The organism is Conexibacter sp. W3-3-2 (assembly GCF_009707605.1).
Taxonomy (GTDB): Bacteria; Actinomycetota; Thermoleophilia; order Solirubrobacterales; family Solirubrobacteraceae; genus Paraconexibacter; species Paraconexibacter algicola.
In genome coordinates this window covers 272,517-291,081 of record NZ_WLYW01000002.1, presented here as the reverse complement: position 1 = coordinate 291,081, position 18,565 = coordinate 272,517, and the positions used below count along the sequence as shown (strand labels likewise).

Annotated in this window: 16 protein-coding genes and 2 pseudogenes; 12 read left to right on the top strand and 6 right to left on the bottom strand. The window is 68.2% G+C overall.

Annotation, left to right across the window (positions count from 1 at the left end; all coding sequences use genetic code 11):
* The first annotated feature begins 139 nt into the window (after positions 1-139).
* Together GKE82_RS24640 and GKE82_RS24635 are read left to right on the top strand one after the other, a co-directional pair.
* Complete coding sequence (locus GKE82_RS24640) at positions 140-1,123, top strand: peptidylprolyl isomerase (RefSeq protein WP_154735337.1); 984 nt, start codon at positions 140-142, stop codon at positions 1,121-1,123.
* Entirely contained in the window at positions 1,120-3,654 is a 2,535-nt protein-coding gene (locus GKE82_RS24635; RefSeq protein WP_154735579.1) for a hypothetical protein, read from the top strand. The genes GKE82_RS24640 and GKE82_RS24635 overlap by 4 nt, the downstream gene beginning before the upstream one ends.
* 179 nt (positions 3,655-3,833) lie before the next feature.
* On the opposite strand, the gene GKE82_RS24630 is transcribed toward GKE82_RS24635, so the two are convergent.
* On the bottom strand, positions 3,834-5,465 hold the full coding sequence (locus GKE82_RS24630) for a transposase (protein WP_196189248.1): 1,632 nt from the start codon (positions 5,463-5,465) through the stop codon (positions 3,834-3,836).
* A 97-nt stretch (positions 5,466-5,562) separates the two neighbouring features.
* Here GKE82_RS24630 and GKE82_RS27465 point away from each other — a divergent pair, with 97 nt between their 5' ends.
* Positions 5,563-5,913, top strand: a complete 351-nt coding sequence (locus tag GKE82_RS27465) for a MarR family transcriptional regulator (RefSeq protein WP_196189249.1) — start codon at positions 5,563-5,565, stop codon at positions 5,911-5,913.
* 177 nt (positions 5,914-6,090) lie between these two features.
* On the opposite strand, the gene GKE82_RS24620 is transcribed toward GKE82_RS27465, so the two are convergent.
* A complete protein-coding gene (locus GKE82_RS24620) occupies positions 6,091-6,621 on the bottom strand; it encodes a hypothetical protein (RefSeq protein ID WP_154733859.1) in 531 nt (176 codons plus the stop codon).
* Between the two features lie 478 nt (positions 6,622-7,099).
* Here GKE82_RS24620 and GKE82_RS24615 point away from each other — a divergent pair, with 478 nt between their 5' ends.
* Positions 7,100-7,429, top strand: a complete 330-nt coding sequence (locus tag GKE82_RS24615) for a hypothetical protein (RefSeq protein WP_154733860.1) — start codon at positions 7,100-7,102, stop codon at positions 7,427-7,429.
* Here GKE82_RS24615 and GKE82_RS24610 read toward each other — a convergent pair.
* Both GKE82_RS24610 and GKE82_RS24605 read right to left on the bottom strand, forming a co-directional pair.
* The gene (locus tag GKE82_RS24610; RefSeq protein WP_154733861.1) at positions 7,426-7,965 is read right to left on the bottom strand and encodes a hypothetical protein; all 540 of its coding nucleotides are present in this window, start codon (positions 7,963-7,965) and stop codon (positions 7,426-7,428) included. The genes GKE82_RS24615 and GKE82_RS24610 overlap by 4 nt on opposite strands.
* A 31-nt stretch (positions 7,966-7,996) precedes the next feature.
* Entirely contained in the window at positions 7,997-8,311 is a 315-nt protein-coding gene (locus GKE82_RS24605; RefSeq protein ID WP_154733862.1) for a helix-turn-helix domain-containing protein, read from the bottom strand.
* Between the two features lie 238 nt (positions 8,312-8,549).
* On the opposite strand from GKE82_RS24605, the gene GKE82_RS30235 reads away from it, so the two are divergent.
* The gene (locus GKE82_RS30235; RefSeq protein ID WP_255450691.1) at positions 8,550-8,675 is read left to right on the top strand and encodes a hypothetical protein; all 126 of its coding nucleotides are present in this window, start codon (positions 8,550-8,552) and stop codon (positions 8,673-8,675) included.
* A 48-nt stretch (positions 8,676-8,723) separates the two neighbouring features.
* Here the strand turns inward: GKE82_RS30235 and GKE82_RS24595 are convergent, their stop codons facing one another.
* A complete protein-coding gene (locus tag GKE82_RS24595; protein WP_154733863.1) occupies positions 8,724-9,041 on the bottom strand; it encodes a hypothetical protein in 318 nt (105 codons plus the stop codon).
* Positions 9,042-9,221: 180 nt separating this feature from the next.
* Here GKE82_RS24595 and GKE82_RS29400 point away from each other — a divergent pair, with 180 nt between their 5' ends.
* The 7 genes and pseudogenes from GKE82_RS29400 to GKE82_RS31730 all read left to right on the top strand — a co-directional run.
* Entirely contained in the window at positions 9,222-9,545 is a 324-nt protein-coding gene (locus GKE82_RS29400; RefSeq protein WP_230316182.1) for a DUF4288 domain-containing protein, read from the top strand.
* Positions 9,546-9,772: 227 nt separating this feature from the next.
* Positions 9,773-9,895 (top strand): annotated as a pseudogene (locus tag GKE82_RS31735) (hypothetical protein); the annotation flags it as partial.
* Entirely contained in the window at positions 9,883-11,172 is a 1,290-nt protein-coding gene (locus tag GKE82_RS31065; protein ID WP_154733864.1) for a Tn3 family transposase, read from the top strand. The pseudogene GKE82_RS31735 and the gene GKE82_RS31065, both read left to right, overlap by 13 nt.
* On the top strand, positions 11,093-14,416 hold the full coding sequence (locus GKE82_RS24580; protein ID WP_154735578.1) for a hypothetical protein: 3,324 nt from the start codon (positions 11,093-11,095) through the stop codon (positions 14,414-14,416). Before GKE82_RS31065 ends, GKE82_RS24580 begins: the two co-directional genes overlap by 80 nt.
* Before the next feature lie 1,130 nt (positions 14,417-15,546).
* Positions 15,547-16,851 (top strand): IS1380 family transposase, encoded by a 1,305-nt coding sequence (locus GKE82_RS24575; RefSeq protein ID WP_196189339.1) that lies wholly within the window; start codon positions 15,547-15,549, stop codon positions 16,849-16,851.
* Positions 16,852-17,235: 384 nt separating this feature from the next.
* A complete protein-coding gene (locus tag GKE82_RS24570; RefSeq protein ID WP_154733868.1) occupies positions 17,236-17,439 on the top strand; it encodes a hypothetical protein in 204 nt (67 codons plus the stop codon).
* A 97-nt stretch (positions 17,440-17,536) separates the two neighbouring features.
* Positions 17,537-17,806, top strand: a pseudogene (locus GKE82_RS31730) (site-specific integrase); the annotation flags it as partial.
* A 263-nt stretch (positions 17,807-18,069) separates the two neighbouring features.
* On the opposite strand, the gene GKE82_RS24560 reads toward GKE82_RS31730, so the two are convergent.
* Positions 18,070-18,390 (bottom strand): transposase, encoded by a 321-nt coding sequence (locus tag GKE82_RS24560; RefSeq protein ID WP_196189250.1) that lies wholly within the window; start codon positions 18,388-18,390, stop codon positions 18,070-18,072.
* Between the last annotated feature and the right edge of the window lie 175 nt (positions 18,391-18,565).

Below are 18,565 nucleotides of genomic sequence, written 5' to 3'. Positions count from 1 at the left end.
GGACGGTACGAGTCGCCCGCGGATCGACGGCCGACCCGCGCGTTCACCTGCACCCGTTCACCCCTCACGCGGCGGTTCACCTCACCGGGTCGGCAGCGACCGAGGCGCTGGCGCGCACGCCGCACGTACGGTCATCGGGGTGCCACCGCTACGACTCCTCGCCTCCACGGCCGCCGTCGTCTCGATCCTCACGCTGGCCGCCTGCGGCTCCGGCTCCGCGGAGCTGCCCGCCGACGTCGCCGTGCGCGTCGCCGACGTCGAAGTCGCCACCGCCGACATGGACGCCACGATCGCCGCGGCACAGCGCCAGATCACCGCCGGCCAACGCAACGGGACGCGGCAGCTGCCGGCCAAGGCCCGCGACGCGCTCGCCGACGGCCTGCGCATCCAAGTCGCCCATCTCGCCGTGCTCCTGGCCGACGCCAAGAAGCGCGGGATCAGCGCCGACACCAAGGGGCACAGCGTCATCTACCCCTACCCCAAGGGCACCCCGAAGGCCATCACCGACCTGGCCCTCAAGGCCGAGGCGATCGCCGAACCGCTGCTCGACGCGATCGCCCCGCAACGCCCCGTGACCGGCGAGCGCATCGAGCAGTTCTACGACCAGAACCTCGACATCCGCTACCGCCGCCCCGCCGCGGCCACCCTCGCCGTCCTCACCGTCCGCGACCGCGCCACCGCCGAGCGCCTGACGACCCAGCTCCCCGATCAGCCCGGCCCAGAGCTGCGCGACCTGGTCTGCCGCAACACGATGCTGCCCCAGGAGTGCATGGAGGCCGGCGGCCTGCGCCTGACCGTCCCGCTGGAGAAGCTCGAGGACGACCTCGCCCGCGCCGTGAAGCGCACCCGGCAGAGCAGGGAGGCGTTCGGGCCGCTGCAGGTCCAGACCAGCCCGCCCGACCAGCCGCCGATGGTCGGCTGGCGCATCGGCCGGGTCATGGAGTACCTGCCCGAGCAGACCACACCGCTGGCGCGCGTCCGCGCGCAGCTGAAGGGCGAGCTCGAGGGCGCGGAAGCCGAGCGCCGCCAGACCGTCCTGCGCGACTACCTCAAGCGCACCTACGGCGACCAGCTCGCCTGCCACGCCACCTGCACGTCCCCGACCGAGACCGCGACGCCATGACCTGCCGAATCGCCGCCCCGATCCTCGCCGCCGCGGTCGCGCTGCTGGGCCTCACCGCCAGCCCCGCCCAGGCCGTCTACGGCAACCACTCCTACATCGTCCAGGACTGCGACTTCGACGACCGGCCGCTCTACAAGCAGAACAACATGCTGCAGCCCTACCGCGGCTGGGAGCTGCGCTGGACCCAGGGCAACAACATCGCCTCCGGCGGCGGCGGCCAGAACAGCAACAACAGCGCCGCGCCGCACGCCTACATGGGCGTGCGCTGCGAGGTCCCGACCCCGGGAGCAGCCCCCAACGACGCGTTCGGCCTCCAGGACACCACCCCGGACACCGCGGACGGCGAAGGCGACCCGACCCCGCCGGCCGGCCGCTACCGGCCCCGCGGGCTGCAGCTGCGCACCGAGCTCTGCGACCGTCGCACCGACGCGATCTGCGTCGACTCCTTCCGGGACACCAACGGGACGCAGATCCAGACGACCCTGACGCCGCCGGCGGGCACCGCGTTCGGACGCTGGACCTACCAGTTCGGCAGCCGCGCCGACCTCTACTCGCCGCTGGAGGACAACCGAAGCGGCCACCCCGACGGCGGGAACTACGGCACCCGCTACCAGTGGGCGACGAAGCTGCTGTGGGGCAACGGCAACGTGGGATCGGGACGCACCGTGTGCCCGATCCGCTCGAGCAACGACAACGGCACCCCGTGCGGCGGGTTCCCGAACTCGTCGACCCCGACCTCGGGGACCGAGACCGCGTCGTTCGCCGCGTTCGGGAACGCCACGTTCATCGGCGCGCAGCTCGCGTGCACGCCGATCACCGTCAGCGCCAGCTGCGCCTGGGGGCCCTCGCGGGGCGTGCCCTACGGGGCCCGCATGTCGATCTACGTCAGCAACGCCGAGGTCATCGACAACGCCGACCCGGTCCTCTCCCTGCAGAGCACCTCCTCCGACAGCGCGCGGCTGCCTCTCTGGGCGTCCAGCACCGAGCGCGCCAACCGGGTGATGCTGCGCCAGTCCGCGACCGACAACGTCGGGATCGGTCAGTGGGTCGAGCACGTCGACATCCTCCAGGAAGGCGGACCGGGCAGCACCGAGTTCACCAACTTCGTGCAGCCGAACTTCAGCGGCAGCGGCGCCCCCAGCGGCAGCCCCGCCTGCACCGACTCCTACACCTACAACGACATCGGCAACGCCGCCTACGGCAGCACCGGCGACTTCACCGGCACCGGCATCGTCGGTGGCCTGCGGTTCCACAACACGCTGCGCCCGTGCTCGCAGTTCAACGGGCAGACCACCGAGTTCCCCGTCGATCTCTGCGGCGTCTCCGGCGCGCAGACCGGCCGCACCGCGCGCGTCAGCGTCTGGGCCTACGACCCCGCCTGGCGGATCGCGGCCCACAGCAAAGAGGTCGGCCTCGACTGCGACACGCGACCGCGGGAGCCCGGCTGCCCCCGCGAGCACGGTGTCGACGATCCGCTGCCCGGCCCGCAAGCCGAAAGCGGCCTCGGCCCGGGACAGGTCTGGTTCCGCGGCGCGAAGGCCGTGCGCGGCTTCATGTGCGCCTACAGCGGCGTGAAAGCCGGACGAATCCAGTACCGCCTCGACGCAGGCCAGTGGCGGGACCTTCCGGGCTGCAGCGGCACCTGGGACCCCAACACCAACCGGCCGCAGGGCACTGACGTCGACCCCAACGCCGGCGTCTACCTGGACTGCACCTTCAACTCGACGCTGGGTACCACCGGTCAGACCATCGACTTCCGCGTCACGTATGAGGACGGAGCGATGAATGCCGCGAGTGTCAGTGAGCGATCGCCTAACGCGGATTCGATTGACAACGAGCCGCCCTCAGTCGGGGCGATCCAGATCGAGGGGCAGGCTCCCGCGGCCGCGAACCTGTCGGTGAACGGCTGGACCAACGCCCGGCAGGTCATCGCGCGCTGGCCCACGGTCAACCGCGGCAGCGGCGCGCCCATCACCAGCGTCCAGCATCAGCTCACCAGCGACTGCGGCACCACCACGAGCACCGACCCACCCGGCACCACCAGCCGCACCATCAACCACTCCGCTCAGGCCTGCGAAGAAGGCCAGCACACCGTCCGCGTCCGCGCCAGCGACCTCGCCGACCCCAACGACTACGGCGCCTGGACCAGCCGCACCTACGGCTACGACAGCATCCCCCCAGCCACCCCCGGAGGCCTCGTCCCAACCCCCGACGAGATCCGCGACATCAACGACTTCACCGTCACCTACCGCAACGACACCTGGGACGGCATCAAGCAATCCCCGATCGTCATGCGCCGCTTCCGCATCGCCGAAAGCCCCGTCAGCCAGAGCCCCAGCACCTGCGCCAGCGGCGCCCAGTGCACCCTCAGCGGCCTGACCATCCCCAACCCCGACGGCAGCAACGACCCCCCGCCCTCCGGCGACTACCCACTCAAGCTCTGGCTCACCGACGAAGCCGGCAACCAGACCGAATCCAACGCCGCCATCACCGTACTCCGCTTCATCAACCTCCTATGCCAACGCGACTAGGCGCGAGGTAGGTCCGGAAACTCCTCCGGAAACTCTTGAGGCCCGGATCCCCGATGAACACTGGGATTCCGGGCCTTCTTCGTTGTTGTCACGAAACTAGGGGTCCGAGATTGCGAGCTTTGCCCCGCTGGGACCCGCCGATTTTCCCGAAACTCGGGGTGGATCTGGGCGCGTCGCCGCTAGCTGTCGTCGGAGGCGATGTGGCGGGGGGCGCGGGCGCCGCCGAAGGTCTCGCGCAGGTCGTCGGTGATCTTCTTGACGAGGGTCTGGTCGATCGGGAATCCGGGGGCGTCGCGCGTGGCGATCCGGTGGAGGTCGAGCTGCTGCGCCGCGCGGTGGGTGGGCTCGTAGAGGCCGAGCTCGTGGATGAGGCGCTTGCCGGAGTGGGCGATGGTGGCCCAGGCCACGAGCCACTCGAGCTTGGCCTCATCGTGGCTCTTGAACTTGTCGTTGCCCTGCTGGCTGGCGAGCGAGTTCTTGAGGTTGGAGAAGGTGCTCTCGACGAGGTTGCGGCGGAGCATGAGCGCGACGCGGAGCGCGGCCGCGTTGCTGTCACCGGCGTAAGGCAGGTACGTGTTGGCGCGGACGTCCTGCCAGAAGTAGGTGTCGGTCGGCTCGCAGATGTCGCGGGGGCACCTCCAGCGCATGCGGGTGTCCTTGATGTCCATCGGGACACCGCGCTCCAGGCCCTGCCGGCGGCGGGCTTCCCGCGTGGGCCACTTCTCGCGATTGCGCAGGTTCATGTGGCCGTGCGCGCAGCTCGGGACGCCGAGGCTACGGTCGCGGCGGGCCTGGAAGACGGGCATCACCGAAAAGCAGGAGACGAGCATCTCCGCGACGCGCGAGTCCCGGTCGTAGTCAGCGTCGCCGACGAGGTACTCCAGAGGGCTATCGGGCCAGCGGCGGAAGTGCTGCTCGACGAGCAGGACGGCCGCGGCGCCCTCGCTGATGCTGGCGGGGAGCAGCGCCTGCTCGATCGTCATGCCGGTGGCGAGGCAGACCAGGCGCACGAGCTTGTAACCCATCCACTTCTTCGAGGTCGACCCGTCCTCGTAGACGTACCGCAAGAAGCTGGCGTTGTCGGCCATGCCCCGGGTGCGGAGCTTCTTGACGTGCTCGTCAACCGGGTTGGTCTGCAAGAAGTTGCCGGGAAGCGCGCTTCCGTCGACCAGGGCGTAGACGCCGGCGGTGGGATGGACCGGGCCTCCGTCGCGGTCGCGGATGTCGGCGACCTCACGGAGCATCTCGACGAGGACGTCGTTGGCGATGTCCACGTCGACGCGGCGACACATCGCGGAGAGCCCGTCGTAGAGGGACTTGAGGCTGGTCTCGGCCGGGTACTCCATGACCCACGACGCCTTCGGGTTGCCGCGGAGGTACGGGATCACCTCGCAGGTGCGGGGCTTGATGCGGCCGCTGGCCATCAGCAGGAGCGCCGCAACCCAGAGCGAGCGATCGGCGGGCCGGCCGGTCTTCGTGCGCTGCATGTGCTGCGAGAGCCAGCGGATCACAGGCAGTCGCATGACGGCCGCGACCTCGATGTTCGGGTCCAGGCCGAGCCGGGCCGGGGCCTGCGAGGTCTGCGCCACCTGGTGCAGGGCGCGGACGATCTTCGGGCTGAGGTCGGTGTACCGGCGGACCCTGGCCCAGACGAGCTCGCTGATCTCCGCGGCCGTCTTGTGCTCGCCCGCGGCGATGAGCTCGCCGATGACCTCGAGTTCGATGAGGTGGCGAAACTCCTCCTGCCGGGCAGGCCTGTTGTCGCGGCCGGGGCCGCGCTTGGGGCCGTGGTTGCGATTGATGCTGGTCACTGTGGGTTCCTCTTGGTCGGGGGAGGCGCCGGGGAAGGGCCGGCGAGAGTATGTGTGGAATTGCCACACATGGGTGCAACGTTTCGTGCGGTGCGTCATGACGCAGCGGGAAGATGACGCGATCGACGAGCTCCTCGAGATCGCCAGAAAGGCTCGGACCGCGTTCCCGCGTACCGCCGCAGGACAGCCGTCGGCCCTGACGATGCAAGTGCTCCTGGCCGTCGTCCGCCGCGGGCCTGTCACCGCCACCGATCTCGTCGACACGCTCGCGATCGACCGCACCAGCGTGGTCCACTGCGTGCGCGATCTCCGAGCAGGAGAGCTCATCGCCGACGCAGAAACCGCCGGAGGGCGCGAGCGTCCGGTCCTGGCCACCGCGCGCGGTCGCGCGGTGGCGAAGGACTACGCGCGCGCAGCGAAGCGGCGCCTGGCGGAGGACGTCGCCTAGGGGATCTCGGACGGCAGCCAGCGCCATCGCGCGCTCTGCGCGGCGACGACGTAGCTGGATCCGTCAAGGATCCCTGCTACGTTCAGCCGCGCCTCGGGTGTTCTTGCAACGTTCGCCATGGGGCTCCGGCCCCCGAGCGCTCCAACGCTCGGGGGCCGACTTCGTGGGTTCGCTGTTCTACTGCGCCTCTCGGGAGAACTTCGGTGGCCCGTAGCCACCGTCCGGGCTCCGCTCGACGCGGCCTGCCTTCATCATCCGTGTCAACAGCTTGCCGGCCTTGATCGGGTCAGTCCTGTCGATGCCGCGAGACTGCAGTGCGCGCGCGACTTCGCGTGGCGCCATGGGCGTCTTGCTGGCGTACAAGATCTCGAGCACGGCGCGCTTGATCCCGGTCGGGTCCTCAGACGAGGACAGGACCGGCGGCGTCCGGGCGGCAGAAGGGACGTGCAGGGTCCCGGCGCCAGCGACAGGCTCAGACGGACGGGGCTCGCCGGCAGTGTCATCAGAACGGTCGCGAAGGCCCGCCAGCGTGCTTGTCAGAAACTGGATCTGCCCGAGCTCGACGGTGACCTCGCGGAGCTCTTCTTTGGCATGGGCGAAGGCCGCCTCTGCATCGCGGAGCGCGTCCTGGGCGTCGATCATCGCCTCCTGCGCTCTCTCCTGGCGGGCGGCCAGCCCGGCAGCCCGCCGGTCGAGCTCGCGGCGCATGCGGTCTGGGTCCTCGACGGCCGCGGCCACGCTGGAGCGTGCGACGTCGATGAGGGCTTTGAGCTCGGGGGATGTACCAGACAAGAAGGCCAACGTCCTTGGGTGGGTGGTGGCGCACCGTACCCGACACCCAGGACGTAACCCACCCAGGGTGCACAGCGGCATGGCTCGTGGTCCGACCGCCGCCTCAAAAGCTTTGAACTCGTAGGGCCAGTTGGGGGTGGGTGGGCCAGGCGGGACGGTCCCAGGGTTCGGACAATCTGTCGGATCGTCATGGGTCAGAAGCTGCCGGCGCTCGAAGCTCCCGCTAGATCAGCGACGCGCGCCTGACCCATTCACTTTCCACCGCGCCACACCAACGTCTCGCACCAGCCCGCAACCGCATCAACACGCAGCCAGACCGGGAGGCGACCACGCCAAGAGGCGGCGCCATCTACGGCCGCGGGAGTTCCGTCGCGGCAGGTGTCACAATGTCCCGGTGCTCGAGGGGACCACCGAAGACGACGCGCTGTACATCGAAGGTGCTCTGCTCTGCTCGGTCGTCGAGGCGCTCGATGTCCACGCGCAGCAAGGACTGGACACGCCTTACCTTGTGCTCCTGAACCCCGCGAACCACGCTCTTCTCGCGTGGGATGAGATCTTCGGGATGCCTGTTCTCGCTGACGACCGAGTTCCCCCGATGCGCTGTCGCCTCGTCACCGGCGCCGAAGGGTGGGCCGGCGAGTACGAGGGAGAGCCAGTTTGGTGGATCGACGGTACGCCGTACCGAGTGCTCCGGGACGTCGATGAGGGCCAGGCGGCTGCCTAGTCGGCAAAGGCTTCGTGCTTGAACAGGCTGCCCCCGTAGTGGCGGGCGAGCTGCCGCTTGAGGTGCACGGCGGCGGTCACCGAGAGTTGAGCGATGCGTTGCTTCTCGAGGTAGCCATGGTCAAGGGTCGTCGGGGCGTACAGCAGCGCCAGGCTCTCCGGCATCTGCGCTGAAGCGATCGCCGGCAGATACAGATAGTTCGCCAGGTGGTCGTACTTGCGCAGTTGACCCAGGGAGGCTTCCTTGATCGCGCCCTGGACGACCAGGTCTTCGAGCGGCCAGACGGGGACCACGGTGCGAAATGGGTGCGCGTAGCGGCCGGGCTCGCCCTGAGCTGCCATTGAGCACGATGGAGTGATCAACATGGCGAATCCGACCTCGAACGGTCCGGAGACGAACTTGCGGTTGCCGTGGTTGAAGACCTCGGCCGGTAGCTGCAGACCCAAGGGGACCCCTGTGAAGAGGTCCCCTTGGCGCAGGTGGGTCGTGCGGTCCTCGTAGTAGAGGTGGTCGTCGGGTCGGGGCTGACTGCTCACCTGGCCAGTGTGAAGCCCCGACCCGCTGGAACTACGACTGGTGGTAGTCCTCGGGAGTGCTGAGGATGCGCTCGGGCATGTCGTCGCGTTCCTCGCCGATCTCTGTCTCGGGCGCGAATCGCTTGAACATCTCGTCGCGAACGCGATCGACGTCTTCCTTCTTGAACCGGCGGAAGCCTGATCCGGGGAGCCGGATCGCGGTCAGCTGGCCACGCTGTTCGAGGTTGCGAACGGTGTTCTCGTGGACGCCGAGCTCGCGGGCGGTCTCCCGGACGTTCAAGACGTCCTTCTGCGGGGGTGCTCCCGCGTCGGCGTTCACCGCGGTGAACTCCTGGGTCTTGCTCACGATGGCTCCTTCATCTCGGTGGACGGGTCCGACGAAACGACGTGGTGCGTCGCTTCTTCTCTTTGTCGTACCCGGTGCATGGTGACCTTAGCGCCTTTGTCAACGTTAAAGACTTGCAGGACTTTGTGGACCTTGTAGACTTTAGCCGGTATGGGGCGTTTTGAACCGCCTGAAATCACGAGTAGGAGGTAGCCGAGTGGCCACCAATACCCCGAAGGGGCCTGGCAGGAAGGGCGCTGTGAAGCAGCGCTCGCAGTTCAAGACGCCCAGCGGCAACTGGGCCAAGCGCGACTCGAACACGGGTCGCATCCTGGACCAGAAGGCCGACGGGACGCCCTTCAAGGGCGTCCGGCGCGAGAAGTAGCCAGTCAACGGACGGGGCGGGAGCTGCAACTTCCGCCCCGTCACTGAACTACGGCGGGAGAACTCTATCGCTCGCCGGGAAAGGAAAGACCCAATGAGATTTGAATTGGAGTACGCGCTCAACGGTCGTCGCGTTTCGCAGCGCCAGTTCCTCGACGGCATGCAGCAGGAGGCTCGCAACATGGCTGTCAGGGCCGCAACGGAACGCATCGAGTCGGTCCGGTGCCGGCAGCACGGCCAGCGAGCGCGGGCCACTCTCAAGAGCCAGCGCGGAGATCGGCTCGAATTCAGCATCACCGGATGCTGCGACCACCTGGTCGCAGCCGCGCAGCGGGCGATCTAGCCGGACCGTGGGCAGGCGCGGCATCCCGCCGATCCTGCACACGGCAAGCAGCGTAAGCGCCATACCGACCTTGAAGATCTGAGCGACGCGGCGGTAGAGGCCATGCAGAAGAACAAGAGTCTGCCTGCAGCGGAGCGAAACAAAGCCAAGGCGGAGCTGAAGGCACGAAGGCTTGCAAACAAGCAAAAGCGAAGGAAGTAAGCCATGGAGTCCGAGCTACACGGCCGCTGGTACGCCGTCCGATGCGTGCTGCGGGTGCCAAAAGGATCGGACACCTATGAGGAACGCATAACTCTCTGGCAAGCAGAAACCATCGACCACGCGATAGAGCTAGCGGACAGGGAAGCCGGCGAGTATGCAGCAGGAGTCGATGCCGACCACCTCGGGCTGATGCAGGCGTTCCAGCTCTTCGACGAGATTTGCTCGGGCGCCGAAGTCTTTTCACTAATGAGAGAGAGCGACCTAGACCCAGAGAGCTATATCGCGCGGTACTTTGCTTCGGGCACAGAGCTCCAACGCGAGGCATAGAGCCGGACGCACGCCGCGGCTTATCCCGGTTAGTCGCGGCTGGACCTCCGTCGACCGCGACTAACCGAGTCCGGCAGATCGAGTTCGGGGCTTCCGCCGCCGCGACTAATAGCGTCACCGGCACGAGCGGTGTTGCTCCGGCGTTCGATGAGGCGGTTGCGACGTACGCGGCGTGGCTTACGCGGCAGCCGCTGGCGGATCGCACCAAGCAGGAGTACGCGCGGTGGGTGCGTTCCTTCGCCGCCTGGGCGAGGGACGCGCCCGAGTCCGGCGAGTGGGGTTGCGACCCGTTGACCGACCCGCTCGCGCGTGATTACGCGGTGCGGGACTTCAAGCGGTGGTTGCAGGTCGAGCGGCGGCTGGCGCCGAGTTCGATCAACCTTGGTCTGGCGTCGCTGGACAGCTTCTTCGTCGTGCTCGGGCTGGGGCAGCCGCATGTTCGGCGCGAGCTGCTGCCGCAGGCCGCGCCGCGGGCGCTGGACCCGCCAGCCGCAAGTACCTCGACCCAGCCGCCTTCCTGCTCCCCGCACCGCAGTGGGCCCGTGCACGCGAGGAACTCGCGATCACCTTCGACCGGCCGCTTGACCCGGCCGAGCGGCTCTCGCACCTGGAGCGCGAGCAGAGCAAGCTTCTTGAACAGGCCCAAGCTGCCGTCGACGCCGGCCAGGGAGTTGGCCTGGACGAGCGCGGCCGCCTCACCAGCGCCCCGGCGCGCCCGGAGACCGAGGCCCCGGCGATCGCCGAGCTCAAGGGCGAGGTGCTGGGCCGGATCCCGGAGATCGAGCTGGCCGACCTGCTCATCGAGGTCGACGCCTGGACCAGCTTCACCGACGAGCTCCGCCACGTCGCAGGTGCCACACCGCGCGCCGGCCAGCTCCCCGAACGCCCCTACGCCGCGGTGGTCGCATCGGGCACGCTGCTGGGGCCGGTCGCGATGGCCCGCATCTGCGAGCTCTCCTACCGCCAGATCGCCTGGGCCCAAGAGTGGTACCTCGACGTCGAGAACGTCCGGGCGGCCAGCCGCCGGATCACCGATTACCACCATCGCCTCGAGCTGACCCAGCATCTCGGCAGCGGCCTCTTCTCCAGCAGCGACGGCCATCGCGTCGGACAGCGCGGTAAGCCCCCGACCGCGGCGATGCTCGCCCGCGAGTTCGGCCACCACCACGGCGGACTGACCGTGATGAGCTGGACGCTGGACGACTACAGCACCTACGGTGCGAAGATCGTCTCGGTCTCCGACCGCGAAGCGACCCACAGCCTCGACGCGATCGTCCACGCCCACGCACCAGATATCCGCGAGCACACCACCGACACCCACGGCTACACCGACATCGTCTTTGCGCTCTTAGCTAAAGGGTCTTGGATCGTCGGTCGATGTGCGTTTCATGGGTCTTCGTTCGTCTCGTGCTGTGGCTGCTGCGGCAGCAACGGCATTCCTCTCAAGCTTTGCGGTTGTCGCGAGCGCGGCCGAAGATCCGGTACCTCGGATCGACGGCGCTGCGTCGAGAGAGCTGCTGCAGGCGTCGCAAGAGCTCGATGCGCAGATGAAGGCGCGCGAGCGGTTCCTGGCTGCGCCGGCGCAGGCCGCGGAGCGCGAGCGATCGGAGTCCGAGCATCGAGCTGAGTCTCGTTCTGAGGCGGTCCAGACCACCCAGGAGAGCTTCGCGAGCCTGCTCGATGGCCTCGATTGGCAGGGCTCTCAGCTGGCCCGCGACGACGCGTTCGAGGCGTTCTCCTCGGACTATGTTGCCCGGGTCGAGATCGACGGGGATTCGCGGCTGATCGAGTCCAGCGTTCCGCTGCGCGCACGCAACGACGACGGCAAGCTTGAGGCGGTCGATCTGACGCTTGAGCGTCAGGCCGACGGGACGATCGAGCCCGTCAACCCCGCCGTCCCGCTCGAGCTCCCGCGCGCGCTTGAGGACGGGATCGACGTTGGCAAGGGTACCGGCGAGATCACCATCACCCCCGCTGACGCGGCCGGCGCGACCACAGCTGCGACCGTCGATGGCGTCGCCGCGCTGTGGGCCTCGACCAGCACCGACACGGACTTCCTTGCGGCCCCGGTCCCGCAGGGCGGTCTTGAGACCTTCACGCAGCTGCGCTCCCCGGCCGCTCCGGAGATCTCCAAGCTGCACGTGACCTCCGAGCATGGCGACATCGCGCTGGTCCCCTCGCCCCAAGGAGAGGTGTTCGTCAACCGCGACGGCGTGCGGATCGGCCGTTTCGCTCCGGCGTGGGCGGTGGACGCGCAGGGAACCCCGGTGGAGGTCCGCACGACGGTCCAGGACGACTCGATCGTCCTCGAGGTCAAGCACCGCGACGCCGACCTGGCCTACCCGATCCTCGTGGACCCGATCTACGAGGACTGGTTCAACGGCGGCCGCCGCTGGGATCAGGGCAGCACCGCCGGCCTGCGCGACGGCACCTGGCAGTACACGGAGAACCCGGCCGGCTGGTACCCCCACGACACCCGCTGCGTCAGCGGCGTCAACTGCGGCGGCACCGGTGACGGCTTCTACATCTACACCTACGCGAACGTCGGCTACAACCCCGCTGCCGGGCACATCGCCGAGTACTACTACACCGTCCACGAGTGGAACTCGCGCACCACCTACATCCCGCGCGTGGACTACTGGCAGAAGAACTTCTGGTGGGGCGCCGGCGCGAACTTCTGGACCATCAACGGCATCTTCGCCCCCAGCTACGGCAACTGGACCGGCTACCAGCTCAACGGCCAGCACCAAGACAGCAACAACAGCCAGTACGTCGCGGTCCAGAGCGGCAACAACATCAACACCGTGCCCGCCGCAGCTGGCAAGCAGGCCGTCTGGGGCGCCTTCCCCAACGGCACCAGCCACCCCGCCGCCGCCGCGCTCTCCCTCGGCGCCTCGATCGTCTACCTCGACGACCCCGAAGACCCAACCATCAACGTCAGCCACAGCGCCCCCGCGCCCTCCGGCTGGGTCCGCGACTACACCGACCGCATCAGCTTCAACGCCTCCGACCCCGGCCTTGGGATCAAGGCCTTCAACGTCTTCTACGGCAACAAGGTCTGGACCAGCAACCAGCCCACCACCGACGGCGGAGCCTGCGCCGGCGGCAAGGGACGCCCCTGCTACACCTACCGCGACGGCTACTTCGACCTCAACGCGCAAGCCCTTGGGTCGGGCACCCACGCGATTGGTGTCTGCGCCTACGACGCCCTCGGCAAGAGCGGGGCGACAGGCTGCAAGAGCACCCGAACCGTGAAGATCGATCGCACCCCACCGGTCGTCGAACTGAGCGGAGACCTCTATGACGCTCAGGACACCGGCTCGATGGTTGACCCCTTCGACCTCAAAGTCCTGGCAACGGACGCTCACTCTGGGGTGACCTCTGAGGAGATCCGCATCGGTGGGCAAGTCCAGACGCCGGTGTTCGATTCGGGCTGCTCATGCTGGAGCTTCCGCTACAAGGGCGGAGTGGGGCCGACTACCGTCAGCGTGGTCGTCCGCGACGCGGTCGGTAACGAATGGTCCAGTTCCTGGAACGTCGACGTCCTCGACCCGAAGGACGAGGGTGAGGACGAGCAGCAGTTCAACACAGACCGCTCTGCCCCAGCACCGGAGACCCCGTCGGCCATCACGGAGTCGGACTATTGCCAGGACACGGGCGGCGTCTGTACAGAAGCACCGCCCGCGCTCCCCGAAGGCCGCTCAGGGAGCGGAACACAGGGCTTCGGCTGGGGAATGTCCGACCCCTCCGTCGAGTTCATGGATCGTCCCGAGTTCACGTCGCTCGGCCTCAAGAAGGTCCGGATCATCGTTCCCTGGGACCTGCTTGCACTGGCCAAGCCCCAGGACCTGGTCGCGCTTGGTCTCACCCGCCCATCGCTCCCGAGCCGTTCCCGCAGCTGCCCGAAGATCAACGGCAACGGTGCCACTCGGACCTTCAACCTTCCCTTCTACGGCCAGTACGACGGGGATGGGGAGTACGGCAAGCCCTCCTACAACCACTCTCTACGTGGCTACGCCGCCTGGCTCAACAAGGCCCGAGCAGCCGGCTACGAAGTGATGGTCGCGTTCAACCGAACCGAGTTCAGGAGCGCCTACTGCTACCTGCCGACGACAGCCGAGTACCGGACAGCGGTCGGGGCGTTCGTGGACGCGTTCCCGTGGATCAAGGACTACGCGGCCTGGAACGAGCCAGACCACAAGTTCGAACCAACCAGCCCGTTCTACTCAAAGATCCGCGGCACCTCAAGCACGGCGGGCCTTTATCGGGCCGGGCAGTTCTGGCGCATCCTCAAGAGCGAGCTCTGCACGACGTGCCGCGTGACCGCGGGTGAGTTCTCCGGCAAGATTGACACGCGCGGCGGTGCCGGTTCAGGTCTGCAGCGATACATCGACGGGACCCGATCGAGCGGAAAGCTGCCGCCCCTGCGCTGGTCCTACCACGCGTATGCCCAGGCCGACGCTCGTCCATCGGTCGCGAACGAGGTCGGCAATACGCGGACCAAGATCGCAAACTTCATTGCGAGCACGACCTACGTCAAGCAGGGAAGTCCGACGATCGTCCCGGAGTTGTGGCTGACCGAGCAGGGAGGCCGTGTCCACGTCTACCGCGAGAAGCAGGGCAACTCGATGTCCGACGCGATCGCGCGCACGGGGCAGGCGGCGACAAATCTGTTCGACCTAATCAGCATCTTTCCGTCGATCACGCGGTTGTACTGGTACGACCTCGAGAGCGTCCCCGAAGGTGCCGTTCGCTTCAATGGCGCGGCTCCGACCCCGTACCCGTTTGATTCCGCTCTCCTCAACCCGGATGGCACCGCTCGTCCGGCCTACACAAAGTTCAAGGCATGCGTCGTCTCCAACATTTGCTAGCGGCTCTCATCGCTCTTCCGGCCTTCGCGGTCGCTACCGCGAGCGCCAGTGACGGGGTCAGGATCCCGAACAACCTGGGGCCGACTCCCAAGCTGGCCGGCAGTGGCGACCAGTTGCTCTGGAGCATGCCGTCGGGGACGAACCGCTATCGGCTCGTTCGAGTCGTCAATGGCGCCGTCCAAGTCTTGCCGGGCGTCCGCTCTGCTGAGTTCCCATTCGATCTTGATGTCGGTACGGACCGCAACGGCCGAGCTGTCGCGGTCTTCTCTAGGTGCTCCTCGCCCGAAGCCTGCGCAATTCGCACGCTCAATCTCCGAACGCTTAAAGAGAGGCCGGCCGGTATCGACCGACCAGCAAACGCGACGGACGCTACGCCTGCGATCTGGAAGGGGCGCATTGCCTTCTCCCGTCGGTACCCCGGTATCTCCGAGAAGGGCACCGAAGTTCGGGTTACGGAAGGTAATCGGGGCGCATCCCGCCTTGTCCACCGAGAGATCGCGAGTCGTCAAGACGGCAACTACTTGACGGGGATCGACCTACGCGGAACCTGGCTGGCCTGGATCTCCCACCGAGACCCCGTCGACGCCTGTCCGCTCTCGGCGGAAGGACAGTTCAGCGACGAGCAAACCATCCTCAGGAGAACCCGTCTAGAGACGGGGCGACGCCCGAGCACGCTCGTCGTCGCATGCACGTCGCGAACGACCACACGGGTCGAGGGCCCGCTCTTGACCAACAGTGGTCTCCTCGCGAGCCACATGACAGACGCTGACAACGGCCAGATCGTCCGCTACGGCACCGACAACCGTCCGCGGGTCGTTCTCGGACAGCGATCGAGCTGGCTCACTTACGGGCCAGGCGGGATCTGGGCCGCAGCTCCCACAGGCAATGCCCAAGACCGCGCCTTCCTAGCCATCCCGTCGACCCCTTCTCCCGCTGGCTAACGGCCGGCTGGACACTCCGAGATTGTCCTTCTCGGCGTCGACGTAATCGCGGCGCGCGACTCGCGTTTAGCCTCGATCCACCGCGAGGCTAGACCGGTGTCGTCCGGTTGCTAGCGAAGAATGACCTCCTGAGCAGGGCTTTTCACGGATGTAGCGGCATCCGGGGTCCTGCAGCAGGAGGTCACCTTCGTGGTGCAGCATGGCGGGCCGTCCGGACTGGACGCGATCGACGTCTGTTTTGACGATGAGCGGGCGGTCGCCAGCGCCGGGATCGCGCTGGTCGCGACGCTTGCCCAACGCCTTGGGGCCGAGCAGCTCATCGACGAGACCGTCGATCTCGGTGATCGTCCCGGCGCCGGCCTGGAGGGCGCGAAGGCGATGACGTTGGTCTCGGCGATGGCGCTCGGCGCCGACTGCATCGACGACTGCGACCTGTTGCGCTCGGGGCGCACCGCCGAACTGGTCGGCCACCGCGTGCTTGCCCCGTCGACGCTCGGCACGTTCTTGCGGGCGTTCACGTTCGGGCACGTCCGCCAGCTCGACCGTGTCCTCGGTGAGCTCGTCGCGCGCGCCTGGGCCGCTGGCGCGGGGCCGGGCGACGGGCGGCTGGTGATCGACCTCGACTCGTTCGTTGGTGAGGTCTACGGATCCAAGAAGCAGGGCGCGGCGTTCGGCTACACCCGCGTGCGCGGGATGCATCCGATCCTCGCCACGCGCGCCGACACCGGCGAGGTCCTGCACATCCGCCTCAGGAAGGGTTCGGCGAACACCTCCAGGGGCGCCGGCCGGTTCCTCGACGAGCTCATCGCCCGCATCGCCCGCACGAACGCGACCGGCCCCAGGTTGCTGCGCGCCGACAGCGGCTTCTGGAACAACAAGACCTTCGACAAGCTCGAGGCCGCGGGCTGGGACTTCTCGATCGGCGTTCGCCAGAACCCCAAGATCCGAGCAGCGATCGAAGCGATCGACGAGACCGCATGGACCACGCTCGAGGACTACCCGAAGACCTCGATCGCCCAGATCGCCGAAACCGAATGGGCCACAAGCCGCCGGCTCGTGATTCGCCGCGTTCGCACCCTCGACCGCCAAGGCCAGCTGCTGCCGACCTGGGAGCACTACGCGTTCATCACCAACCGCACCGACGACCTCGCGCTCGTCGAGGCCGAGCACCGCCAGCACGCACAGATCGAGCTGGCCATCCGCGACCTCAAAGACCAGGCCCTCGCGCACTTCCCCTCCGGCCGCTTTTGCGCCAACAGCGCCTGGACGGTCCTCGCCGCGATCGCGCACAACCTGCTGCGCTGGACCCAGCTGCTTGGCGCCCCCAACCAGACCATCCGCACCGCCCGCACCCTGCGCCGCCGCTGGCTGACGTTGCCCGGCCGACTGACCCGCACCGCCCGGCGCTGGACCCTGCACCTGCCAGCCCGCTGGCCCTGGCGCAACGCCTTCACCCAAGCCCTCGAACGCATCCGCGCCCTGCAGCCGGCCTGACCGCCGGCCACTCGTTCGACGACGATCGCACCGCAGGACCTCCGCGACGGCCCCTGCACGCACACCCTGCTCAACCGCCGCCTCAACAGCTTCCGAAGGCGACCGCTAGCTCAGTTGGCGGACCATCGGCTTCCCGAGCCACCGCTCACGCGCTCGACCCCCTCGGACCGAGCGCGCTCACCGTTTACGCGGTGGATCGAGGTTTAGACGTTGAGCAGTGGTAGCAGCCGCTAGGGAATTTGAGCAGCGCACGAACTGCCCGGTGATAAACCGGGGAGCAGCGTGGCCGCGAGTCGTGCGACGGCGGGATCCCGCTCGGATTTGACCCCTGATAAAGGCGCCTATCAGGGGCATCCGCCCGGGCCGGCAGTCACGATCCGGCGTATGGCTGATCTGCGTCTCCTCCCCGAACCCCCGGCCGCGGTCCCCGGCGTGTGGCCGGTCGACCCGCAGTTGCAGGTCAACGTCGGCGACCTCGTCGACGCCGAGCTGCGCCTGCTGGCCCGCGCCACCGGCGAGCACCTCCCCGCGGAGCTCGCGGCGCAGGTCCTCGAACTGCGCGCCCGCCGGGCGCGCGCAGGCCTATGACGCTGCTCGGCGACTGCCGCGCTACTCGGGTTGACGCGGGCGCGCGCGAACACACCATCGTGCGCCGCGGTGTCGGTTCGCGGTTCGGGGTGGGTTCGTGAGTGGGCTGGTCCGGCGCGAGCTCGTGGAGGTCCTCGACGGGCCGGGGGAGGGGGCCGACCTGCTGCAGGCCGCCCCGAACACCCGCCGCGCCTACGCCGCAGCCTATCGCCAGCTCGCCGACTTCGCCGTGGTCCGCGCCGGCGGCCAGCCCGTCACCGCGGCCGCGATCGACCGCGACCTCGTCGTGGCGTTCCGGGATGACCTCGCACGCCGCGGCCTGTCGTCGTCGACGCTGTCTTCGAGGATGGCCGCAGTTCGCCGGCTCGCCGACGCGCTCGAGCTCGACCCGCGCATCCAGCGCGTCAAGACGATCAAGGCCGCCTACGAGAACCCCGTCCGCGCGCTCTCGCTCGCCGAGTACGACGGGCTGCTGCGGATCCCCGACCGCCGCACCACCGCCGGGCTGCGCGACCGGCGGCCGCGTCGGCCGTCGGTAGATCGCCTGCCGGCTGATCCCCGCCACGCGGGCGACCAAGGCGGCGGGACGGCCCTGCGCGACGAGCTCGCGGGAACGGGCGACGCGCATGCTCACTCCCATCCCCGCAAGAGTTCCCCCGCCTGTGCCCCGAACGGGGTGCGACCTCCACCTCCATCGTCTTGCGGCCCGAGCGCACGCTCGAGCTTGCTCACCTGCTGGCGCAGTTCGTCCAGCTCGGTGCGCTCAGCCTTGGCCGACAGACGCTGGGCGCCGGCGGCGAGGAACTGCTCACGCCAACGCCTGAGCAGGGTCTCGGAGATGTCGTGCTCGCGGCACAGCTCCGCGATCGTCTTCTGGCCCCGCAGCGACGCGAGCACCAGCTCGGTCTTCTGCTGCGCGGTGAACTCCCGGTACTTGCGGGTCTCGCCCATCAGGTCCCCCTCGGAGGGATGTTGGGCGGCCATGCTGCGAGGTGCGCCGGACGGGATCGCCACTCGGCTCGGCCTACGGCCTCGCCTTCGTGACGACCCCGTCCGGGTCCACATTCCTCACAGCCAAGCTGTCAACACGATCCCGGGGTCCACGCCAGCTCTAGGCGGACGAGGC

Coding starts and splice junctions, on each gene's coding strand:
- GKE82_RS24635 (WP_154735579.1), top strand. CDS start 1,120: ATGACCTGCCGAATCGCCGCCCCGATCCTCGCCGCCGCGGTCGCGCTG.
- GKE82_RS27465 (WP_196189249.1), top strand. CDS start 5,563: ATGACGCAGCGGGAAGATGACGCGATCGACGAGCTCCTCGAGATCGCC.
- GKE82_RS24620 (WP_154733859.1), bottom strand. CDS start 6,621: ATGCGCCGCGAGCTCGACCGGCGGGCTGCCGGGCTGGCCGCCCGCCAG.
- GKE82_RS24595 (WP_154733863.1), bottom strand. CDS start 9,041: ATGCCGCGCCTGCCCACGGTCCGGCTAGATCGCCCGCTGCGCGGCTGC.
- GKE82_RS29400 (WP_230316182.1), top strand. CDS start 9,222: ATGGAGTCCGAGCTACACGGCCGCTGGTACGCCGTCCGATGCGTGCTG.
- GKE82_RS24580 (WP_154735578.1), top strand. CDS start 11,093: ATGAAGGCGCGCGAGCGGTTCCTGGCTGCGCCGGCGCAGGCCGCGGAG.
- GKE82_RS24570 (WP_154733868.1), top strand. CDS start 17,236: ATGGCTGATCTGCGTCTCCTCCCCGAACCCCCGGCCGCGGTCCCCGGC.
- GKE82_RS24560 (WP_196189250.1), bottom strand. CDS start 18,390: ATGGGCGAGACCCGCAAGTACCGGGAGTTCACCGCGCAGCAGAAGACC.